Origin of the sequence: Kitasatospora viridis (assembly GCF_007829815.1) — a bacterium.
GTDB lineage: Bacteria > Actinomycetota > Actinomycetes > Streptomycetales > Streptomycetaceae > Kitasatospora > Kitasatospora viridis.
Genome location: NZ_VIWT01000001.1, coordinates 5980789 through 5997210, shown reverse-complemented (window position 1 = coordinate 5997210; position 16422 = coordinate 5980789). Strand labels below are relative to the sequence as shown.

Here is a 16422-nt window from a genome sequence, read left to right as displayed (position 1 = left end):
CGACCAGATACCCGACATGAACCAGGTGGTCGGCAGCCACCACATCCTGCTGCTCACCCTGGACACCCTGCGCTACGACGTGGCCCGGGAGCTGGCCGAGGCCGGCCGGCTGCCCAACCTCACCGCCGTTCTGCCTGACGGACGCTGGGAGCGCCGGCACACCCCCGGCAGCTTCACCTACGCGGCCCACCAGGCCATGCTGGCCGGGTTCCTGCCCACCCCCGCGACGCCCGACGGTCCGCACCCGCGGCTGTTCGCCGCCCGGTTCGCCGGTTCGGAGACCACCGAGCCGCGCACCTGGGTCTTCGACACCCCCGACCTGCCCTCCGCACTGTCCGGCGCCGGCTACCGGACGGTCTGCATCGGCGGCGTCGGCTTCTTCAACAAGCAGGGACCGCTCGGCTCGGTGCTCCCCGGGATGTTCCAGGAGAGCTACTGGGAGCCGGAGTTCGGGGTGCCGTCGGCCACCTCCTTCGAGGCCCAGGTGGCGTGCGCCGAGCGGGTGGCCGCCGAACAGCCCGCCGGCCGGCCGCTCTTCCTTCTGCTCAACGTCTCGGCGCTGCACCAGCCCAACTGGTTCCACCTACCGGGTGCGACCCGCGAGGACGGCGACAGCCGGGCCAGCCACGCCGCCGCGCTGGAGTACGTGGACCGCCACATCCCGCGCCTGCTGCGGGCGTTGAGCCGGAGCCTGCCGTGCTTCGCGATCGTCTGCTCCGACCACGGCACGGCCTACGGCGAGGACGGGTACACCGGCCACCGGATCGGCCACCCGACGGTCTGGACGGTGCCGTACGCGCACTTCACCGTCCCCGCCTCGACCGTCCCCGCCTTGAGCGTCCCCGCTGCCGCTCCCCACCAGCCCGAAGGCACCGCTCGATGAACTCCGCCTCGCCGTACCAGTCCTACGTCTACGCCTACCCGCACAAGACCGCCTACCGCGAGCTGAAGCCCGCGGTGGCGCTGCGCGAGGTGTGGGCCGGCGAGCCGCAGCACGCGCTCTCGCTCTACCTGCACGTGCCGTTCTGCGAGGTGCGCTGCGGCTTCTGCAACCTGTTCACCCGGATCGGCGCGCCCGAGGGCCTGACCACCGCCTACCTGGACGCGCTGGAGCGCCAGGCCACGGCCGTCCGCGAAGCCCTGGACGGTGACGCCCGGTTCGCGCTGGCCGCCTTCGGCGGCGGCACGCCCACCTACCTGACGGCCGGTGAGCTGGAGCGGCTCTGCGACATCGCCGAGCACCGGATGGGCGCCGACCTGCGCGCCGTCCCGCTCTCGGTGGAGGCCTCGCCGGACACCGCGACCGCCGACCGGCTGCGCGTGCTGGCCGAGCGCGGCACCACGCGGCTCAGCCTGGGCGTGCAGTCCTTCCTGGACGCCGAGGCCCGCTCCGCCGTCCGCCCGCAGAAGCGCGCCGCCGTGGAGGCCGCACTCGGGCGGATCCGCGAGGCCGGCTTCCCGGTGCTCAACATCGACCTGATCTACGGCATCGACGGCCAGACCGAGGCGAGTTGGCTCCAGTCGCTGGACGCGGCGCTGGCCTGGCGGCCCGAGGAGCTCTACCTCTACCCGCTCTACGTCCGCCCGCTCACCGGGCTGGCCCGGCGGCCCGGCGAGGAGTCGCCGGCGGGCTGGGACGCCCAACGCCTGCGGCTCTACCGCGCCGGGCGCGACCACCTGTTGGCGAACGGCTACCAGCAGGTGTCCATGCGGATGTTCCGCCGCGCCGACTCGCCCGAGGCGGGCGGCGGCGAGTACAGCTGCCAGACGGACGGCATGGTGGGCCTGGGCTGCGGCGCGCGCTCGTACACCGCGCGACTGCACTACTCCTTCGACTACGCCGTCAGCGCGACCGAGGTGCGCTCGATCATCGACGGGTACGTGGCGACGCGGGACTTCGGCCACGCCGCGATCGGGCGGTGGATGACGCCCGAGGAGTCGCGCCGGCGGCACCTGATCCAGTCGCTGCTCCAGCTTGAGGGGCTCTCCCTGACGGACTACCAGGTGTGGTTCGGGTCCTCCGTGCTGGACGACTTCGAGGCCGAACTCGCGCCCTGGCAGCCCTGGTTGGCCACCGCCGACGGCCGCCTCCGGCTCACCCCCGAGGGCCTGGCCCACTCCGACGCGATCGGCCCGGCGCTCTTCTCCGCACAGGTGCGGGCCGACATGGCCGCGTACCGGCCGCGGTAGGGGCGCGCCGTGGACCTCAGCATCCTCTACCGCGGCCCGCTGGCCTCCTGCGACTACGACTGCCCGTACTGCCCGTTCGCCAAGCGGCGCGACTCGACCGAGCAACTGCGCGCCGACCGGGCGGCGTTGGCGCGCTTCGCGGACTGGGTCGCCGCCAACACCGAGGACCGCCTGTCGATCCTGCTCACCCCCTGGGGCGAAGGCCTGGTCCGCTCCTGGTACCGGGACACCATGGTCCGGCTCAGCCACCTGCCGCAGGTCCGGCGGGTGGCGATCCAGACCAACCTGAGCTGCCGCACGGGCTGGTTGGCCGAGGCCGACCCGGACACCGTCGCGCTGTGGACCACCTACCACCCGGGCCAGGTGAGCCACGAGCGCTTCCTCGGCAAGTGCCGCGAGCTGACCGCGCTGGGCGTGCGGTACAGCGTCGGGGTCGTCGGCCAGCCCGAACACCTGGACGCCGCCCGCCGGTTGCGCGCCGAGCTGCCGGCGGACCGCTACCTGTGGATCAACGCCGCCGAGGGCCGCACCTACACCGACGCCGAAGCCGCCGACTGGAGCGCCCTCGACCCGCTCTTCCACTACAGCCGCCACCCGCACCCGAGCGGCGGCCACCCCTGCCGCACCGGCTCCTCGGTGATCTCGGTGGACGGCGAAGGCACCGTCCAGCGCTGCCACTTCGTTCGCGCGCCGCTCGGCAACCTCTACGACGGCTCGTACCGCGCGGCGTTGACGCCCCGCCCCTGCCCGCTGGCCGTGTGCGACTGCCACATCGGCTACGTCCACCTGGAAACCCTGCCGCTGTACGACGTGTTCGTCCAGGGCATCCTCGAACGCATCCCGGAAGGATGGTGACGCCCCGTCATGTGGGACACCACCAGCGACTACGGAGTCCAACCGCCGCTCACCGAGGAGGCGATCACCGAGGCCGAGGAGGACCTGGACGTCACCCTCCCCGCCGCCCTGCTCGACCTGCTCCGCACCCGCAACGGCGGCCCGATCGCGGCCGCCCGGAGCGCCTTCCCCACCAGCCGGCCCACCTCCTGGGCCGCCGACCACGTCCCGTTCGACCACCTGATGGGCATCGGCGACCGCAACCGGGTGCTCTCCCTCCTCGACAGCCCCTACCTGACCAGGGAGTGGGAGCTGCCGGCCGAGCTGGTGCTGCTCTCGGGCGACGGCCACCAGTGGATCGCCCTCGACTACCGGGCCGGGGGCCGGCACGCCGAGCCGTCGGTGACCTGGTTCGACGCCGAGTTCGGCAGGGAGCTGGCGCTCGCCCCGGACTTCGGCTCCTTCCTCGCCGGGCTGACGGCCCCTGACGACCTGTCGGCCCGCCCCTGAGCTGCGCCATTCCGGCTCAGGTCTGCCCTCATGACTGCCCTCGCGGACCTGTCGCCGGGGCCCGCACCGGGGTATTCATTACCGGCGAGTAGATCTGCGTTCGGAAGTTCGGAAGGCACCTCCATGTCCATGCACGACCACGGCCACAACCACGGCCAGGGCCAGGAAGCCGACCGACGCAGCACCAGCCCGACCGTGGCCGGCCCGAACACGGCCCTGACCGCCCCCGCACCGGGGCTGATGACGCCTCAGCGGATCGCCGCCCTCCAGTCGTCCGCCGGCAACGCCGCCGTCGTCCAGCTGCTGCGTCAGGCGGACCTCCCGGCGGGCCCCCACCAGCACGGCGCCGGCTGCGGCCACCAGCAGCCCGAACGCCCCGCGCCCACGGTGCAGCGCTCCGCCGTGCACAGCGTCCTCAGCAGCGGCGGCCGGCCGCTCGACGGAGCGGCCCGCGCCGACATGGAGAGCCGGTTCGGCGCGGACTTCTCCGACGTGCGCATCCACGACGACTCCGCGGCCAAGGCCTCCGCCGCCGAGGTCGGCGCCCGCGCCTACACCTCCGGCAACCACGTCGTCCTCGGCGAGGGCGGCGGCGACAAGCACACCCTGGCCCACGAGCTCACCCACGTCATCCAGCAGCGCCGCGGGCCGGTCGCCGGCACGGACAACGGCGCCGGCCTGCGCGTCTCCGACCCCTCGGACCGCTTCGAGCGGGAGGCGGAGGCCAACGCGACGCGCGTCATGAGCGCCGCCCCCGTCCAGCGCGCCACCGACGAGGCGGCGCTGAGCACGCGACCGGGCGGGAGCGGCGCGATCCAGCGGATGCCGGCGGTTGCGGCCGACGCCCAGTCACAGAACGCGCAGAAGGACCAGATCGAGCTCCTGACCGGGTTCTACGTCCCGGCGGAGACCTTCGGACCCGACGGATCGCTTCCCCAGCAGCCGGCGGTGGCGCACCTGGTACCGCAACACCCGACCGACGTCGACCTGCTGCGCGTCAACGCTTCGTTCACCGCGCCGCGCGAGGCCGCGGGCCGGCGCGCCACGGTCCAGACGAACTGGTGCCTCAACTACCAGTCCTCGTTCTTCGTCTACACGATCGAGCTCATCAACGACCCGCAGAACGCGGCGAATCCGACCCGGATCAACCTCGACGCCCCGTTCCGGATCACCCGTCGGTCGCCGCGCGGATCGGCCGGGAGGTCCGGCGGGCGCACGTACGCCTTCGGCGACCGGTGGGGTGTCCATCCGGCCTCCGGGGTGGGCAAGGACGCGGCCGTCGAGACCTACGGACTGGACCCGGAAGGCTTCGTGGGACCGAACGACGTCGCAGCGCAGAACCTCACCCAGCTCCCGGCCGACGCGTCCCAGCCCCACCCGATCATCTTCTACGTCCCCGCCGGGCGCCGGGACTCGCGGTTCCTGCACGACGGCCGGCGCTTCGCGACCGCGGCGCAGTTCGACGCGCAGGTGGCAGGCGGCACCGAGATGCGCGGGTACCGGGGCCTGTCCGAACGGCCGCAGGTCGACCGGCGTGACGGCCAGCGCAACACCGCCTCGGCCATGGGCAACACCCAGGCGCACGAGTGGATGGGCCCGGGGAACGGCGGATCCGTCGGGCAGCTCGCCAAGTACGAGTGGTGCCACCTGGTCGGTGACGGGGACGGCGGCCCCAGCAGCCCCGAGAACCTCGTCATCGGGACCAACGCGGTGAACACCGAGCAGCTGGCCCTGGAGACCGCCCTGCGGGAGCTCATTCCCACGGTCAAGGGGCGCGGCCTCGACATCCGGCTGGAGGTCCAGGCGCTGATGCAGCAGGCTCCGGACGAGTCCGTCCGCCAACGCGCCAACGTCGCCCTGCCCAACCTGCTCCAGGCCGACTGGATCAGCTATGACATCTCCCTCGTCAAGGCCGGAGACATCGGCGGTCAGCGGGTGAACGTCCACCGGCACATCATGGACGCGAAGCGCGGCACCATGACCGAGTCCGAGTTCGTGGTCTTGCGCAGCGGCCTGAAGTCCAGGTTCAAGAACGTCCTGGACTCACTGCCCACCGGCTGACCCGCGATTCGCCCGCTGACGGTCCGTCGCTGCCACACGAACGCGGCGCCCGCGCGGGCCTCGCCGTGCTCCGGGCCGGCGGGAGTCCGCCGGTCCGGGTCACCAGGGCGTCGGCCGGGGTCGGGCCGGCGTCGATCATCAGGGTGGTCATGGCCGCGACCCTACGGCGCGCCCACGACACCGCCCCCGGCGAGTCCCGCCCACACACCGTCAGCGATCGGCTTGACTGCCAGCAGCGATGCTCCCAGCGCCCCAAGGAGACCCCTGATGAGCGGCCGAATCGTCCTGCTCGGCGCCACCGGTTACACCGGCGGCCTCGTCCTCGGCGCGATGCTGCGCCGCGGCCTGCGGCCGACGGTGGCCGGGCGGGACGGCGCCGCGCTGGCCGGGCTGGCCGAGGGGGCCGACGGGCTCGAATTCGCCGTGGTCGACGCCGCCGACGCCGCCGAGCCCGGGCCGCTGCGGAGGCTGCTGCGGCCCGGCGACGTCCTGGTCAGCACCGTCGGCCCGTTCGAGCTGCTCGGCTACCCGGTCGCCCGGGCCGCCGCCGAGAGCGGCGCGCACTACCTCGACTCCACCGGTGAGATCGGCTTCGTGCGGGCGCTGCACCACCGGCTGGACGGGCCGGCCCGCGAGAGCGGGGCGGTGCTGGTGCCCGCGTTCGCCTACGACTTCGTGCCCGGGAACCTCGCCGGGGCGCTGGCCGCCGTCCAGGGTGGTGAGGCCGTCCGCGCGCTCGACATCGGCTACTTCGCCACCGGCTCGCTGCGGCGCGGGCTGAGCCGGGGGACGCGGAGCACGATGCGCGCCGGCCTGACGCTGCCGTCGCCGCGCTGGCACGGGCACCGGCTGGTCGAGCAGCGCACCGCCTCCGCCGTGCGCGCGTTCACCGTCGGCGGCCGGCGGCGCAACGCGGTGCTGGTCTCCGGCACCGAGGTGGTCTTCCTGCCCGCGGACATCCCCTCGCTCGACGAGGTCACCGTCTACAACGGCTGGTTCCCGGAGCTCAGCCACCCGACCAACATGCTGTCGGCGACCGCGGAGTGCCTCACCCGGTTCCACCGCGGCCGCCGCCTGATCGGCGCGCTGAGCAACCGTCCGATCGGCGGGCCGCCCGACCCGGACGCCGCCGAGCGCGGCCGCACCCGCAGCCACGTCGTCGCCGTCGCCTCGGCCGGCGGCCGCCCGCTCGCCGAGGTGCACCTGGAGGGCCCGAGCATCTACGACCTGACCGCCGAGCTGCTGGCCTGGGCCGCCGAGGAGCTCGCGCGGGGCGGCGGTCGGCGGGCCGGCGTCGTCGGACCCATCGAGGCCTTCGGCCTGGAGCCGCTCCGCCAGGGCTGCGCGGGCGTGGGGCTGGTCGAACAGGTCTGACCCGGCAAGGGGGTGAAAGGCCGTCACCGGCCGGTGGCGCCTCCCGGCGCTGCCGTCGGCCGGCGCTTCAATGGGGCGCTGGGCCCCGAACCCGTCGTCGAGAGGCAGTGCGTTGAAGGTGACCGAGATCCTCCCCGGCTCCCCCTGCTGGGCGCAGTTGAGCTCCCCCGACCTGGAGGCGTCGAAGGCGTTCTACGGGGGGCTGTTCGGCTGGCAGGCCACGACCGACCCGGACCCGCAGTACGGCGGGTACACCACCTTCACCCTCGACGGGGCGGCGACCGCCGCCGTCGCTCCGCTGATGAACCCCCAGCAGCCGGTGATGTGGCTGACCTCGCTCTCGGTCACCGACGCGGACGCGGCGGCGAGCCGGGCGAAGGACGCGGGCGCGCAGGTCTGGATGGGTCCGATGGACGTCGGGCCGCTGGGGCGCTGGGCGCTGCTGAGCGACCCGACGGGGGCGCCGGTCGCCATCTGGCAGGCCAGGCAGTTCGCCGGGTTCGGCGTGCTGGACGAGCCGAACAGCTTCGGCTGGATCGACTTGTCGACCCGGGACGTGCCGGGCGCGCTCACCTTCTACCAGTCGGTCTTCGGCTGGCAGGTCTGGCCGAACGACATCTACCCGATGGTCGGCCTGGCGGACCGGATGTTCGGCGGCGTGATGGACATGGGCGACAACTTCCCGCCGGAGGTGCCCGCGCACTTCACCTCGTTCTTCCGGGTCGCCGACGTGGACGCGACCGCCGGCAAGGTCCGCGAGCTCGGCGGCGAGGTGCTGCACGGCCCGCTCGACGTGGAGATGGAGAACGGCCCCCGGCTGGCCGTCCTGCGCGACCCGCAGGGCGCGGTCTTCGGAGCGTTCGCGCCCCGGTAGCCGGTTCCGGACAGCGGTCAGGGTGCCGGCACGGCCCCGAAGCCGGCCCGGTCCGCCGTCACCGTGCCGCCCTGGCGGCCCGGGGCGTGCTGGCCGGACCAGTAGAGGTTGGTGTGCGCGATCACCAGCTCCGGGGCGGGGGCACCCAGTGCGGTCTCGTCGGAGCAGGTGTGGGCGTCGCTGACCAGGACGGTGTCGTAGCCGCGGACCAGGGCGCCGTGCAGGGTGGACCGGATGCAGACGTCGGTCTGGGCGCCGGCGACCAGCAGGCGGCCGACCGCGCGGGCGGCCAGCTCCTCCTCCAGGCTGCTCGCCTCGAAGGAGTCGGCCCAGCCCTTGCCGACCAGCGGCTCGCCGGGTGCCGGGGCCAGCTCGGGGACGATCTGCCAGGCCTCGCTGCCGACCGGCATCTGCTCGTCGCCGTGCCGCACCCAGACCACGGGTGCGCCGGCCGCGCGGGCCCGGTCGGCCAGCCGGCCGATCGCGGCCACCACCTCGGCGCGGCGGTGGGTGTCCCGCAGCGCGGCGTTCTGCGCGTCGACCACGAGGACGGCGGTGGCGGTGCGGTTCGGCAGGGTGGTCATCGGTCTCCTCCGTCGTGAGCCGGCGCATCGCCAGCCGGCGTGCCATCAGGTGGCCGGTCGTCAGGTGGCTGGTCGTCAGGTGACGGGCCGTCGAACCGCGTCAGCGTACGACGGAACCGCCGGCCCGGTCAGCCGCGTTTCTCCCACCGTGAACCGCGACCGGGCCGGGCAGTTGCGCAGGAACTTCCACCACCAGCTGGAGTCGGTGCTGGCCGGCGAGGGGCTGCGCACCGAGACCGGTCTGGACGACCGCACGGACGAGGCGCTCTGGGCGATCGTCGGCGCCCCGCCCGAGCGGCACGACGAGCTGGTGGCGGCCGCCTACCGGGCGTTCGCCGGCCAGCTCGACGGCAGCAACGCGGCCGCCTGGCGGGCCGAGCTGGCGCGCAAGTGCGACACCGCGCGGGAGTGAATCCGCCTCAGTCCCGCCTCAGACGGCGTCCCAGTCCACCGCCGCGTGCAGGTCGGCGAGGGCGAGGTAGCCGTCCGCGTTCAGCTTGATCGCGTCCAGTTCGGCGGGCTCCAGGGGGCGCCGCACCTTGGCCGGCACGCCGGCGACCAGTGAGCCGGGCGGGACCTCGGTGCCCGGCGTGACGACCGCGCCGGCGGCGATCAGCGAGCCGGCGCCGATCCGGGCGCCGTTGAGCACCCGGGCGCCCATGCCGACCAGCACGTCGTCCTCGATCAGGCAGCCGTGCAGCACGGCGTTGTGGCCCACCGTGACCCGCTCGCCGACCCGGCAGGGGAACCCGGGGTCGGCGTGGACCGTGCAGTTGTCCTGAACGTTCGAGCCGGCACCGATCGAAATCTCTTCAGCGTCCCCGCGCAGCACCGCCTGGTACCAGACGCTGGCCCGCTCGCCGAGCCGCACCGCGCCCAGCACCACGGCGGTCGGCGCCACGAAGGCGCTCGGCGCCACCTCGGGCTCGCGCCCGCCGACCCCGCTGATCAGTGCCCCTGCCATCCCGCCGTCCCTCCGCTCGCCGCTAGGTCGCGGCCACCCTACCCGGCGCCCGTTCCGGCACCGGGAGCCGTGCTCCGCGCACCCCCTGCCCGGATGGACGGCGGCTCGCTAGACTCCCCCCGCATCTGACGCACGGTCAGCACCACCCTGCTCTGACCCACGGCACCACGGCACCACCGGTACCACCGGCACAACCGAGCCGACGTCTCACTGGGGGTTTCGATGCACCGCAGCAAGGTCCACCGCCGGGCCGCCCTGGCCACCGCGACGGTGGCGCTCGCGCTCACCGCGGCCGTGACCGGCGCGCCCGCCCAGGGCGCCACCGCGACCGGCCCGCTCCAGCTGATCTCGCCCGGCGACCCGTACGCCTCGTGCGACCTGAGCGGCGACGGGCCGGGCGTCAGCTCCCCGTCCGCCGAGGCCGAACCGTACGCGGCCGCCGACCCGCGCGACCCGCACCGCGCGATCACCGTCTACCAGCAGGACCGCTGGTCCAACGGCGGCGCCCGGGGCCTGAGTTCGAGCTACACCACGAACGGCCGGGACTTCGTCCAGACGCCGCTGCCGTTCACCCACTGCGCACCCGGCGGCCTGCCCTACCAGCGGGCCTCGGACGGCTGGGTCAGCTTCGGCCCGGACGGCACCGCCTACAGCAGCGCCCTGGTCTTCGACGCCACCGACGCGAACAACGGCGTGGCGGCGGCCACCTCCTACGACGGCGGGCGGACCTGGCAGCACGTCACCCAGCTGATCCGGGACACCGATCCGGCGTTCGGCGACGACAAGAACTCCGTCACCGCCGACCCGGTGCACGCCGGCACCGCCTACCAGGTCTGGGACCGGCTCGACCAGACCACCAGCCCCGCCCGCTACAACGGCCCGAGCTACCTCTCCGTCACCCGGGACGGCGGCCGGACCTGGGGACCGGCCCACCCGTTCGTGGACACCTCCGGCGTGCCGAACACCCAGACCATCGGCAACGTGATCGTGGTGGACCCGCGCACCGACACGCTCTACGACTTCTTCCAGTGGCTCACCTACACCGACGCCACCGGGAACACCGTCGCCGAGACCCACTTCGCCTTCGTCAGCTCGACGGACCAGGGGCGCAGTTGGACCGCGCCGACCACCATCGTCGCGGACACCGCCGTCAACGAGGTGGACCCGAACGCGCCCGCCGACCCGGACAAGGCGCTGCGGGCCGGCGCCGGCCTGCCCAGCGCAGCCATCGACCCGGCCACCGGCGAGCTCTACCTCGCCTACGAGGGCTCGGACTTCAGCGCCGGGCAGTTCGACTCGATCGAGCTGGTGCACTCGACCGACGGCGGGCACAGCTGGAGCGGCCCGGTGCGGGTCAACCAGGCGCCGAACGCGCCGGCCTTCACCCCCTCGATCGCGGTGGACCGGCAGGGCACGGTCTCGATCAGCTACTACGACCTGCGCTACCTCACCCCCACCGACACCACCACGCTGCCCGGCGCGGCGTGGCTGCTCAGCTTCCCGCGCGGCCGCGAGGACGCGGCGGTGGAGCGGCAGATCTCGCCGGTCTTCGACTGGTTGCAGGCGCCGAACGCGGGCGGCCACTTCCTCGGCGACTACCAGAGCCTGATCACCGACGGCCCGCGGGTCCGCCCGGTGCTGGTGACGGCCAACGACGACCCGCAGGACTCCACCGACGTCTACACCGGCCTGTTCGACCCGCGCTCCCTGCGTTCCACCCCGGCGACGCTCGCCCCGGCCACCGGTCGGCCCGCGCCCGCCGGCCCGCACGGCACGAGCAGCACGAGCGGCACGCCCGGCCGACCGCTGCGCTGACCGAGCCTGCCGCCGCGCCGCCCCGGATGTCCGGGGCGGCGCGGCGCGCAACCCCCGAAATCGGGCGGCAGCACGCACCGCGACGACGGATGATGGTGAGATGATCTCGATCCTGTTCGCCGTGCTGACCGCCCTGAGCAACGGCACCGCCTCGGTGCTGCAACGCCGGGCCGCCGCCGATGCGCCGGAGGAGGACGCGCTGCGCCTCTCGCTCCTGCGCGACCTGCTGCGCAAGGGGATCTGGATCGGCGGCATCGCGATGAGCGCGGTGGCCGCGGTCTGCCAGGCGGTGGCGCTGGCCACCGGTCCGATCGCGATCGTGCAGCCGATCTTCGTGATCGAGCTGCCCTTCACGCTGCTGCTCGGCGGCCTGCTGTTCCACGGCTCGTTCCCGCGCTCGGTCTGGCTCGCGGTGGCGGCGGTGGCGGGCGGGCTGTCGCTCTTCCTGCTCGCGGCCGCGCCGAGCGGCGGCGACGCCTCCGTCACCACCGGCTTCTGGCCGGAGGCGCTGCTGGTGACCGGCCTGTTCCTGGCGGCGCTGCTCGCCGTCGGCCTGCGGGTGCGGGGCAACGCCCGGGCCGCGACGCTCGGCCTGGCCGCCGCCTGCGGCTACGCGCTGACCGCCGCCACCATGAAGGACGCGATGGCCAGGCTGGACCACGGCGTCGGCGCCTTCTTCACCGGCTGGCAGCTCTACGCCACCGCGGCGATCGGCGCCGGTTCGCTCTTCGTGCTGCAGAACGCCCTGCAGGCCGGCTCGCTGGCCGCCTCGCAGCCGATGCTCAGCATCGGCGACGCGCTGATCAGCACCTGTTACGGCGTCACGCTGTTCTCCGAGAGCCTGCGCACCGGCTGGTGGCTGGTGCCGCAACTCGCCGCCCTCGCACTGGTGCTGGCCGGCTGCATCGGCCTGTCCCGGTCCCCCTTGGCCGACGGCCTGGCCCCTAGACCGGACGACCGTCCCAGGACGGACGTCCCGGCGGCGGTCTGACCGCCGCCGGGGTCGTGTCGGGGGTCGTGTCGAGCGGGCTGCGGGCTCAGGCGAGGCGGAACTCGGCGGTCTCCTGCTCGCCGCTCGCGGCGTGCAGCCTGACCCGGGTGCCGATCGGGACGACCTCGTAGCGGCTGGCGGTGACCACGGCGGGGATGGTCAGTCCCTCGTCCAGGGTGATCGCGCAGCTCTGCCGGATCCGGTGCTCCAGGACCTCGGAGCGGACCACCGCGCCGACCCGGCGGACCACGCCGAAGCCCGCACTGGACTGCTCCACCATGTCGGTGGAACCGCAGACCGGGCAGAGCAGCCGGAAGTGCTCGGTGGGCGAACTGCACCACCGGCACTGGCGGTAGCGGAGCACCGTTTCCGCCTCGGCGGGGGCGGCGGCGAGCGTCTGGTTCACGGGTCGATCCCTCCAATGCGGCCAGCGTGCGAGGACCATATGGCACCCAGTGCCAGCTGACAAGGCACTCAGTGCCGGATGCGACCCACGTCACTCTCCGCCGTCGGCCGACGACCCGTCGGACTGTCACCCGTCGGACCGTCACCCGGCCGACCGGCCCCCGTCGGACCTCACTCGTCGAACCGTCACCCGGCGGACTGTCACCCGGGCGGTCGCACCGCGTACAGTCCGTGATGTCCGAGGTACCGACGGACCGTCAATCCCGCGCCCAGCGGCCGAAACAGGAGCACCGACCGTGGCCATCGAAGCCAGCGCCCCGCCGAGCAACCCCGTGCCCGAGCTGGACCCCGCCGCCGTGGCCCGCTGGAAGAGCGAGGGCGGACAGCTGGTGGACCTGCTGGGCCTGGCCCGGGCCACCCTGGGCGGCGTGGCGGCGGTGCGCCTCGGCCCCCGCCCCACCGTGCTGGTGACGGCGCCGGCCGCGGTGCAGCACGTGCTCGCCCAGCAGCCGGACCGCTACGTCAAGCGCTCGCACCGCGCCCGGGTGCTGGTCGGCGACGGCGTGCTCTCCGCCACCGGCGAGGCCTGGAAGAGCCAGCGCCGCCTGCTCCAGTCGCAGTTCACCAGCACCGGGATGCGCCGCTACGAGCAGCGGATCACCGCCGCGGCCCGCCGGGCCGGCGAGCGCTGGGCCGAGTACGCCCGGACCGGGCGCACCGTCGACCTCCAGGTGGAGATGCGCCACTTCGCGCTGGACGCGATCTGGCGGGCCCTCACCGGCGAGCCGCTGGACGGGCGGACCGAGGCCGAGCTGGAGATGGTCGGCGAGGTGGTCGCCGCGCTGCCGCAGCTGCCGGACGACTCGCACCAGGCGCACGAGGCCGTCGCCGCCTACCTGGCCCGGATCGACGCGGTGGCCCACCGGGCGATCGCGGTGGCCCGCCGGGGCGAGTCCGGCCCCGACGGGCCCGGGCTGCTCGCGGTGCTGGTCGAGGCCTCGGCCGAGCGGCCCGAGTACACCGACTCGCTGATCCGCGACGAGCTGGTCACCCTGCTGCTGGCCGGCCACGAGACCACCGCGACCACGCTGAGCTGGCTCTACCTGCTGCTGGATCGTCACCCCGAGGCGCGGGACTGGGCGCTGGCGGCCGGCCCGGCCGGCTCGGCGGAGCGGCGGGAGGCGGTGCAGGCCCTGGTGCACGAGGCGCTGCGGCTCTACCCCGCGGCCTGGATCCTGCCCCGCTACACGGCGCAGGGTGACGAGGACCTGGCCGGCCACACCGTCGAGCCGGACACCGACCTGCTGGTCTGCCCGTACCTGACCCACCGCACGCCCGAACTCTGGCCCGACCCCGAGCGGTTCGACCCGACCCGGTTCACCCGGCCCGGCGGCCGGCCCACCGAGACCGGCGCCTACCTCCCGTTCGGCATCGGCCCGCGCGCCTGCCTGGGGGTCCAGTTCGCGCTGCGCGAGGCGGTCGCGCTGCTGGAGGAGGTGCTGCCGGCCTTCACCGTGGACCTGGAGTCGGCGCCGGAGGGCACCGCGTACTCCATCACGATCCGGCCGGACGGCCCGATCCTCGCCTCGCTGACGGCGGTTCGGCCGCCGGCCTGACCGGGGCACCGCGCGGGGGCACCGGCGGCGGCGCCCCCGCGCGGTCGGCTCAGAGCTCCGCCAGCAGCTCCGGGTTCACCCGCCCCACGATGGTCGCCACGTCCACCTGCGGGGCCGCCGGCCAGAGCAGTTCGCGGGCGGCCCGGTACTTGGCGGCCATCCTGGCCCGGTCGGCCTCGGGGAGGGCGGCGGCGCGCGAGGCGAGCGAGTTGTGGGCGTTGTCGGCGATCTTCACCAGGGTGGCCCGGGGCTTGCCGGCGATGGCGCGGATCATCTCCTCGTAGGCCACCCCGGGTTGCTTGGTGACGGCGACCACGGTGTCCACCACCACGGCGGGGACGCCGGCCGCGCGCAGGCGGTCGGCCGTCCAGTCGGTGTCCTCGATGACGTCGTGCAGCAGCCCGGCCATCTGGGCGTACGGGCCGAACGGCTCCAGGGCGTGCGCGACGGCCCGGACGTGCTCGATGTACGGCACCCCGACCTTGTCCAGCTGCCCGGCGTGCGCCCGCTCGGCGAGGGCGTCCACCTCGGCGACAGTCAGTGGCATGCGGCGTCCCCCCGCGTAGGTTGTCCCGGCCCTCCGACTCTAGGCCCTCTGCTCCCTACCCCGATCAGCCTCCCCCACCCCGATCAGCGCCGTCCCACCGCGAGCAGTTCGGGCACCGTGGCCAGTTTCACCCGGGGCCGGCCGCCGGCCGCGCCGAGCGCCCGCTCCGCCCGGTCGATCGCCCGCAGTTCGCGCAGTCCGGTGGCGCCGGGGCAGCGCCGGCGCACCAGGCGGTCGAACTCGGCCGGCTCGCCGGGCGGCGCGGTCAGCAGGCCGGCGGCCGCGTCGGCGAGCAGCGCCGCCACCGTCTCCTCGGCGCAGGCCCGGTTGGCCCCGATGCCGCCGGTCGGGCCGCGCTTGACCCAGCCGGCCAGGTAGGTGCCGGGGGCCACCCGGCCGCCCTGGTGCGGCACCGCGGCGCCGGCCGGGTCGAACGGCAGGTCCGGGACCGGCTGCCGCTGGAAGCCGGCGGCCCGCACCACCAGGCCGGCCGGGATGAGCTCCCCGCCGGCCAGCCGGACGGCCTCGACCCGCTCGGTGCCGGTGAACTCGGCCGCCTCGCGCTCGAAGGCGAGCACGATCCGGCGGCCCTGCGGCGGCGGCTGGCTCCAGTCCACCCGCTCGACCGGCAGGCCGTCCAGCAGCTCGGCCTTGCCACCGCCGTCGGGCACCGAGTCGGCGTCCAGCACCACGGATACGCCCGGGAGTTGACGCAGCGCCAGGAACTCGGGGCGGGTGTACGCCGCCTCGCCGGGCCCGCGCCGCCCCAGCAGCACCACCTCGCGCAGGCCGCTGCAGCGCAGCGCCGCCAGCGCGTGGTCGGCGATGTCGGTGCCGCCGAGCTCCTCGGGGTCGGCGAGCAGGATCCGCGCCACGTCCAGCGCCACGTTGCCGTTGCCGATCACCACCGCCCGCCGCACGCCGTCGAGTTCGACCGCGTCGGCCGGCACCGTCGGGTCGGCGTTGTACCAGCCGACCGCCCGGCCCGCGCCCAGCACGCCGGGCAGCTGCTCGCCGGGCACGCCGAGCCGCCGCTCGCCGGCCGCGCCGGTCGCGTAGACCACCGCGTGGTGGTGGGCGGCCAGTTCGGCGTGCGTGAGGTCCCGGCCGATCTCCACGTTCAGGTGCATCCGCAGCCGGGGGTGCCGGTAGAGCTGGGCGAAGCCCTCGGCGATCCGCTTGGTCGACTGGTGGTCGGGGGCGACGCCGTGCCGCAGCAGGCCGCCCGCGACGGGCAGCCGGTCGATCATCACCACCTCGGCGCCGGCGGTGCGCAGCAGTTGCTGGGCGGTGTAGGCGGCGGCCGGACCGGTGCCGACCACGGCCACCCGCAGGGTGCCGAAGCCGTCCGGCAGGCTGGTCGGGAAGCTCGGCCGGCCCCACTGGTGGTCGGTCGGGTTCTCCTCGTAGTAGCGCCGGTTGAGCTCGCCGTAGGGGGCCAGCGAGCCGGCCAGCCGGTCCACCGGGAAGATCGCGTCGACCGGGCAGGCGTCGGCGCAGGCCCCGCAGTCGATGCAGGCGACCGGGTCGATGTGCAGCAACTCGGCGGCGCCGAAGCCGGGTTCCTCGGGGGTGGGGTGGATGCAGTTGACCGGGCAGACCGAGACGCAGGTGGCGTCGGTGCAGCAGGTCTGGGTGATCGCGTAGGCCATGGGCG

At 74.4% G+C, this 16422-nt stretch carries 16 protein-coding genes; 11 read left to right on the top strand and 5 right to left on the bottom strand.

What is annotated here, in order from left to right; genetic code table 11:
* Positions 1–16: 16 nt before the first annotated feature.
* The 7 genes from FHX73_RS26745 to FHX73_RS26715 all read left to right on the top strand — a co-directional run bounded on the left by FHX73_RS26745 (position 17) and on the right by FHX73_RS26715 (position 7843).
* Positions 17–883, top strand: coding sequence for an STM4013/SEN3800 family hydrolase (locus tag FHX73_RS26745; protein ID WP_170305035.1), 867 nt, complete (start codon positions 17–19; stop codon positions 881–883).
* Positions 880–2190, top strand: coding sequence for an STM4012 family radical SAM protein (locus tag FHX73_RS26740; protein WP_145907858.1), 1311 nt, complete (start codon positions 880–882; stop codon positions 2188–2190). Before FHX73_RS26745 ends, FHX73_RS26740 begins: the two co-directional genes overlap by 4 nt.
* A gap of 9 nt (positions 2191–2199) precedes the next feature.
* Positions 2200–3045 (top strand): STM4011 family radical SAM protein, encoded by an 846-nt coding sequence (locus FHX73_RS26735; RefSeq protein WP_145907857.1) that lies wholly within the window; start codon positions 2200–2202, stop codon positions 3043–3045.
* Between the two features lie 9 nt (positions 3046–3054).
* On the top strand, positions 3055–3534 hold the full coding sequence (locus FHX73_RS26730) for an SMI1/KNR4 family protein (protein WP_145907855.1): 480 nt from the start codon (positions 3055–3057) through the stop codon (positions 3532–3534).
* 123 nt (positions 3535–3657) lie between these two features.
* Positions 3658–5595 carry an eCIS core domain-containing protein gene (locus FHX73_RS45680; RefSeq protein ID WP_425461426.1) on the top strand — a complete coding sequence of 646 codons (1938 nt, stop codon included), beginning with the start codon at positions 3658–3660 and terminating at the stop codon, positions 5593–5595.
* A 267-nt stretch (positions 5596–5862) separates the two neighbouring features.
* The gene (locus tag FHX73_RS26720) at positions 5863–6969 is read left to right on the top strand and encodes a saccharopine dehydrogenase NADP-binding domain-containing protein (protein WP_145907853.1); all 1107 of its coding nucleotides are present in this window, start codon (positions 5863–5865) and stop codon (positions 6967–6969) included.
* A 118-nt stretch (positions 6970–7087) separates the two neighbouring features.
* The gene (locus tag FHX73_RS26715) at positions 7088–7843 is read left to right on the top strand and encodes a VOC family protein (RefSeq protein WP_246213738.1); all 756 of its coding nucleotides are present in this window, start codon (positions 7088–7090) and stop codon (positions 7841–7843) included.
* A 17-nt stretch (positions 7844–7860) separates the two neighbouring features.
* On the opposite strand, the gene FHX73_RS26710 is transcribed toward FHX73_RS26715, so the two are convergent.
* Complete coding sequence (locus FHX73_RS26710) at positions 7861–8427, bottom strand: isochorismatase family protein (RefSeq protein WP_145907850.1); 567 nt, start codon at positions 8425–8427, stop codon at positions 7861–7863.
* A gap of 148 nt (positions 8428–8575) precedes the next feature.
* Here FHX73_RS26710 and FHX73_RS26705 point away from each other — a divergent pair, with 148 nt between their 5' ends.
* Positions 8576–8839: a hypothetical protein gene (locus tag FHX73_RS26705; RefSeq protein WP_211786257.1), complete on the top strand. Its 264-nt coding sequence runs from the start codon at positions 8576–8578 to the stop codon at positions 8837–8839.
* A gap of 18 nt (positions 8840–8857) precedes the next feature.
* Here the strand turns inward: FHX73_RS26705 and FHX73_RS26700 are convergent, their stop codons facing one another.
* Complete coding sequence (locus FHX73_RS26700; RefSeq protein WP_145907849.1) at positions 8858–9391, bottom strand: gamma carbonic anhydrase family protein; 534 nt, start codon at positions 9389–9391, stop codon at positions 8858–8860.
* A 222-nt stretch (positions 9392–9613) separates the two neighbouring features.
* On the opposite strand from FHX73_RS26700, the gene FHX73_RS26695 reads away from it, so the two are divergent.
* On the top strand, positions 9614–11206 hold the full coding sequence (locus FHX73_RS26695; protein WP_211786256.1) for a sialidase family protein: 1593 nt from the start codon (positions 9614–9616) through the stop codon (positions 11204–11206).
* Positions 11207–11306: 100 nt separating this feature from the next.
* Positions 11307–12197 carry a DMT family transporter gene (locus FHX73_RS26690; RefSeq protein ID WP_145907847.1) on the top strand — a complete coding sequence of 297 codons (891 nt, stop codon included), beginning with the start codon at positions 11307–11309 and terminating at the stop codon, positions 12195–12197.
* A 46-nt stretch (positions 12198–12243) separates the two neighbouring features.
* Here FHX73_RS26690 and FHX73_RS26685 read toward each other — a convergent pair whose 3' ends face one another.
* A complete protein-coding gene (locus FHX73_RS26685; protein ID WP_145907845.1) occupies positions 12244–12603 on the bottom strand; it encodes a hypothetical protein in 360 nt (119 codons plus the stop codon).
* Positions 12604–12904: 301 nt separating this feature from the next.
* On the opposite strand from FHX73_RS26685, the gene FHX73_RS26680 reads away from it, so the two are divergent.
* Positions 12905–14218 carry a cytochrome P450 gene (locus FHX73_RS26680; protein ID WP_425461452.1) on the top strand — a complete coding sequence of 438 codons (1314 nt, stop codon included), beginning with the start codon at positions 12905–12907 and terminating at the stop codon, positions 14216–14218.
* Positions 14219–14267: 49 nt separating this feature from the next.
* Here FHX73_RS26680 and FHX73_RS26675 read toward each other — a convergent pair whose 3' ends face one another.
* Positions 14268–14765, bottom strand: a complete 498-nt coding sequence (locus FHX73_RS26675; RefSeq protein WP_145907844.1) for an HD domain-containing protein — start codon at positions 14763–14765, stop codon at positions 14268–14270.
* Between the two features lie 83 nt (positions 14766–14848).
* On the bottom strand, positions 14849–16417 hold the full coding sequence (locus FHX73_RS26670; protein WP_145907842.1) for an FAD-dependent oxidoreductase: 1569 nt from the start codon (positions 16415–16417) through the stop codon (positions 14849–14851).
* Positions 16418–16422: the final 5 nt, after the last annotated feature.

Bases quoted from the DNA above. Each gene is read 5' to 3' on its own strand.
- FHX73_RS26745 (WP_170305035.1), top strand. From the start codon at position 17: ATGAACCAGGTGGTCGGCAGCCACCACATCCTGCTGCTCACCCTGGAC.
- FHX73_RS26740 (WP_145907858.1), top strand. From the start codon at position 880: ATGAACTCCGCCTCGCCGTACCAGTCCTACGTCTACGCCTACCCGCAC.
- FHX73_RS26730 (WP_145907855.1), top strand. From the start codon at position 3,055: ATGTGGGACACCACCAGCGACTACGGAGTCCAACCGCCGCTCACCGAG.
- FHX73_RS45680 (WP_425461426.1), top strand. From the start codon at position 3,658: ATGTCCATGCACGACCACGGCCACAACCACGGCCAGGGCCAGGAAGCC.
- FHX73_RS26720 (WP_145907853.1), top strand. From the start codon at position 5,863: ATGAGCGGCCGAATCGTCCTGCTCGGCGCCACCGGTTACACCGGCGGC.
- FHX73_RS26710 (WP_145907850.1), bottom strand. From the start codon at position 8,427: ATGACCACCCTGCCGAACCGCACCGCCACCGCCGTCCTCGTGGTCGAC.
- FHX73_RS26700 (WP_145907849.1), bottom strand. From the start codon at position 9,391: ATGGCAGGGGCACTGATCAGCGGGGTCGGCGGGCGCGAGCCCGAGGTG.
- FHX73_RS26695 (WP_211786256.1), top strand. From the start codon at position 9,614: ATGCACCGCAGCAAGGTCCACCGCCGGGCCGCCCTGGCCACCGCGACG.
- FHX73_RS26690 (WP_145907847.1), top strand. From the start codon at position 11,307: ATGATCTCGATCCTGTTCGCCGTGCTGACCGCCCTGAGCAACGGCACC.
- FHX73_RS26675 (WP_145907844.1), bottom strand. From the start codon at position 14,765: ATGCCACTGACTGTCGCCGAGGTGGACGCCCTCGCCGAGCGGGCGCAC.
- FHX73_RS26670 (WP_145907842.1), bottom strand. From the start codon at position 16,417: ATGGCCTACGCGATCACCCAGACCTGCTGCACCGACGCCACCTGCGTC.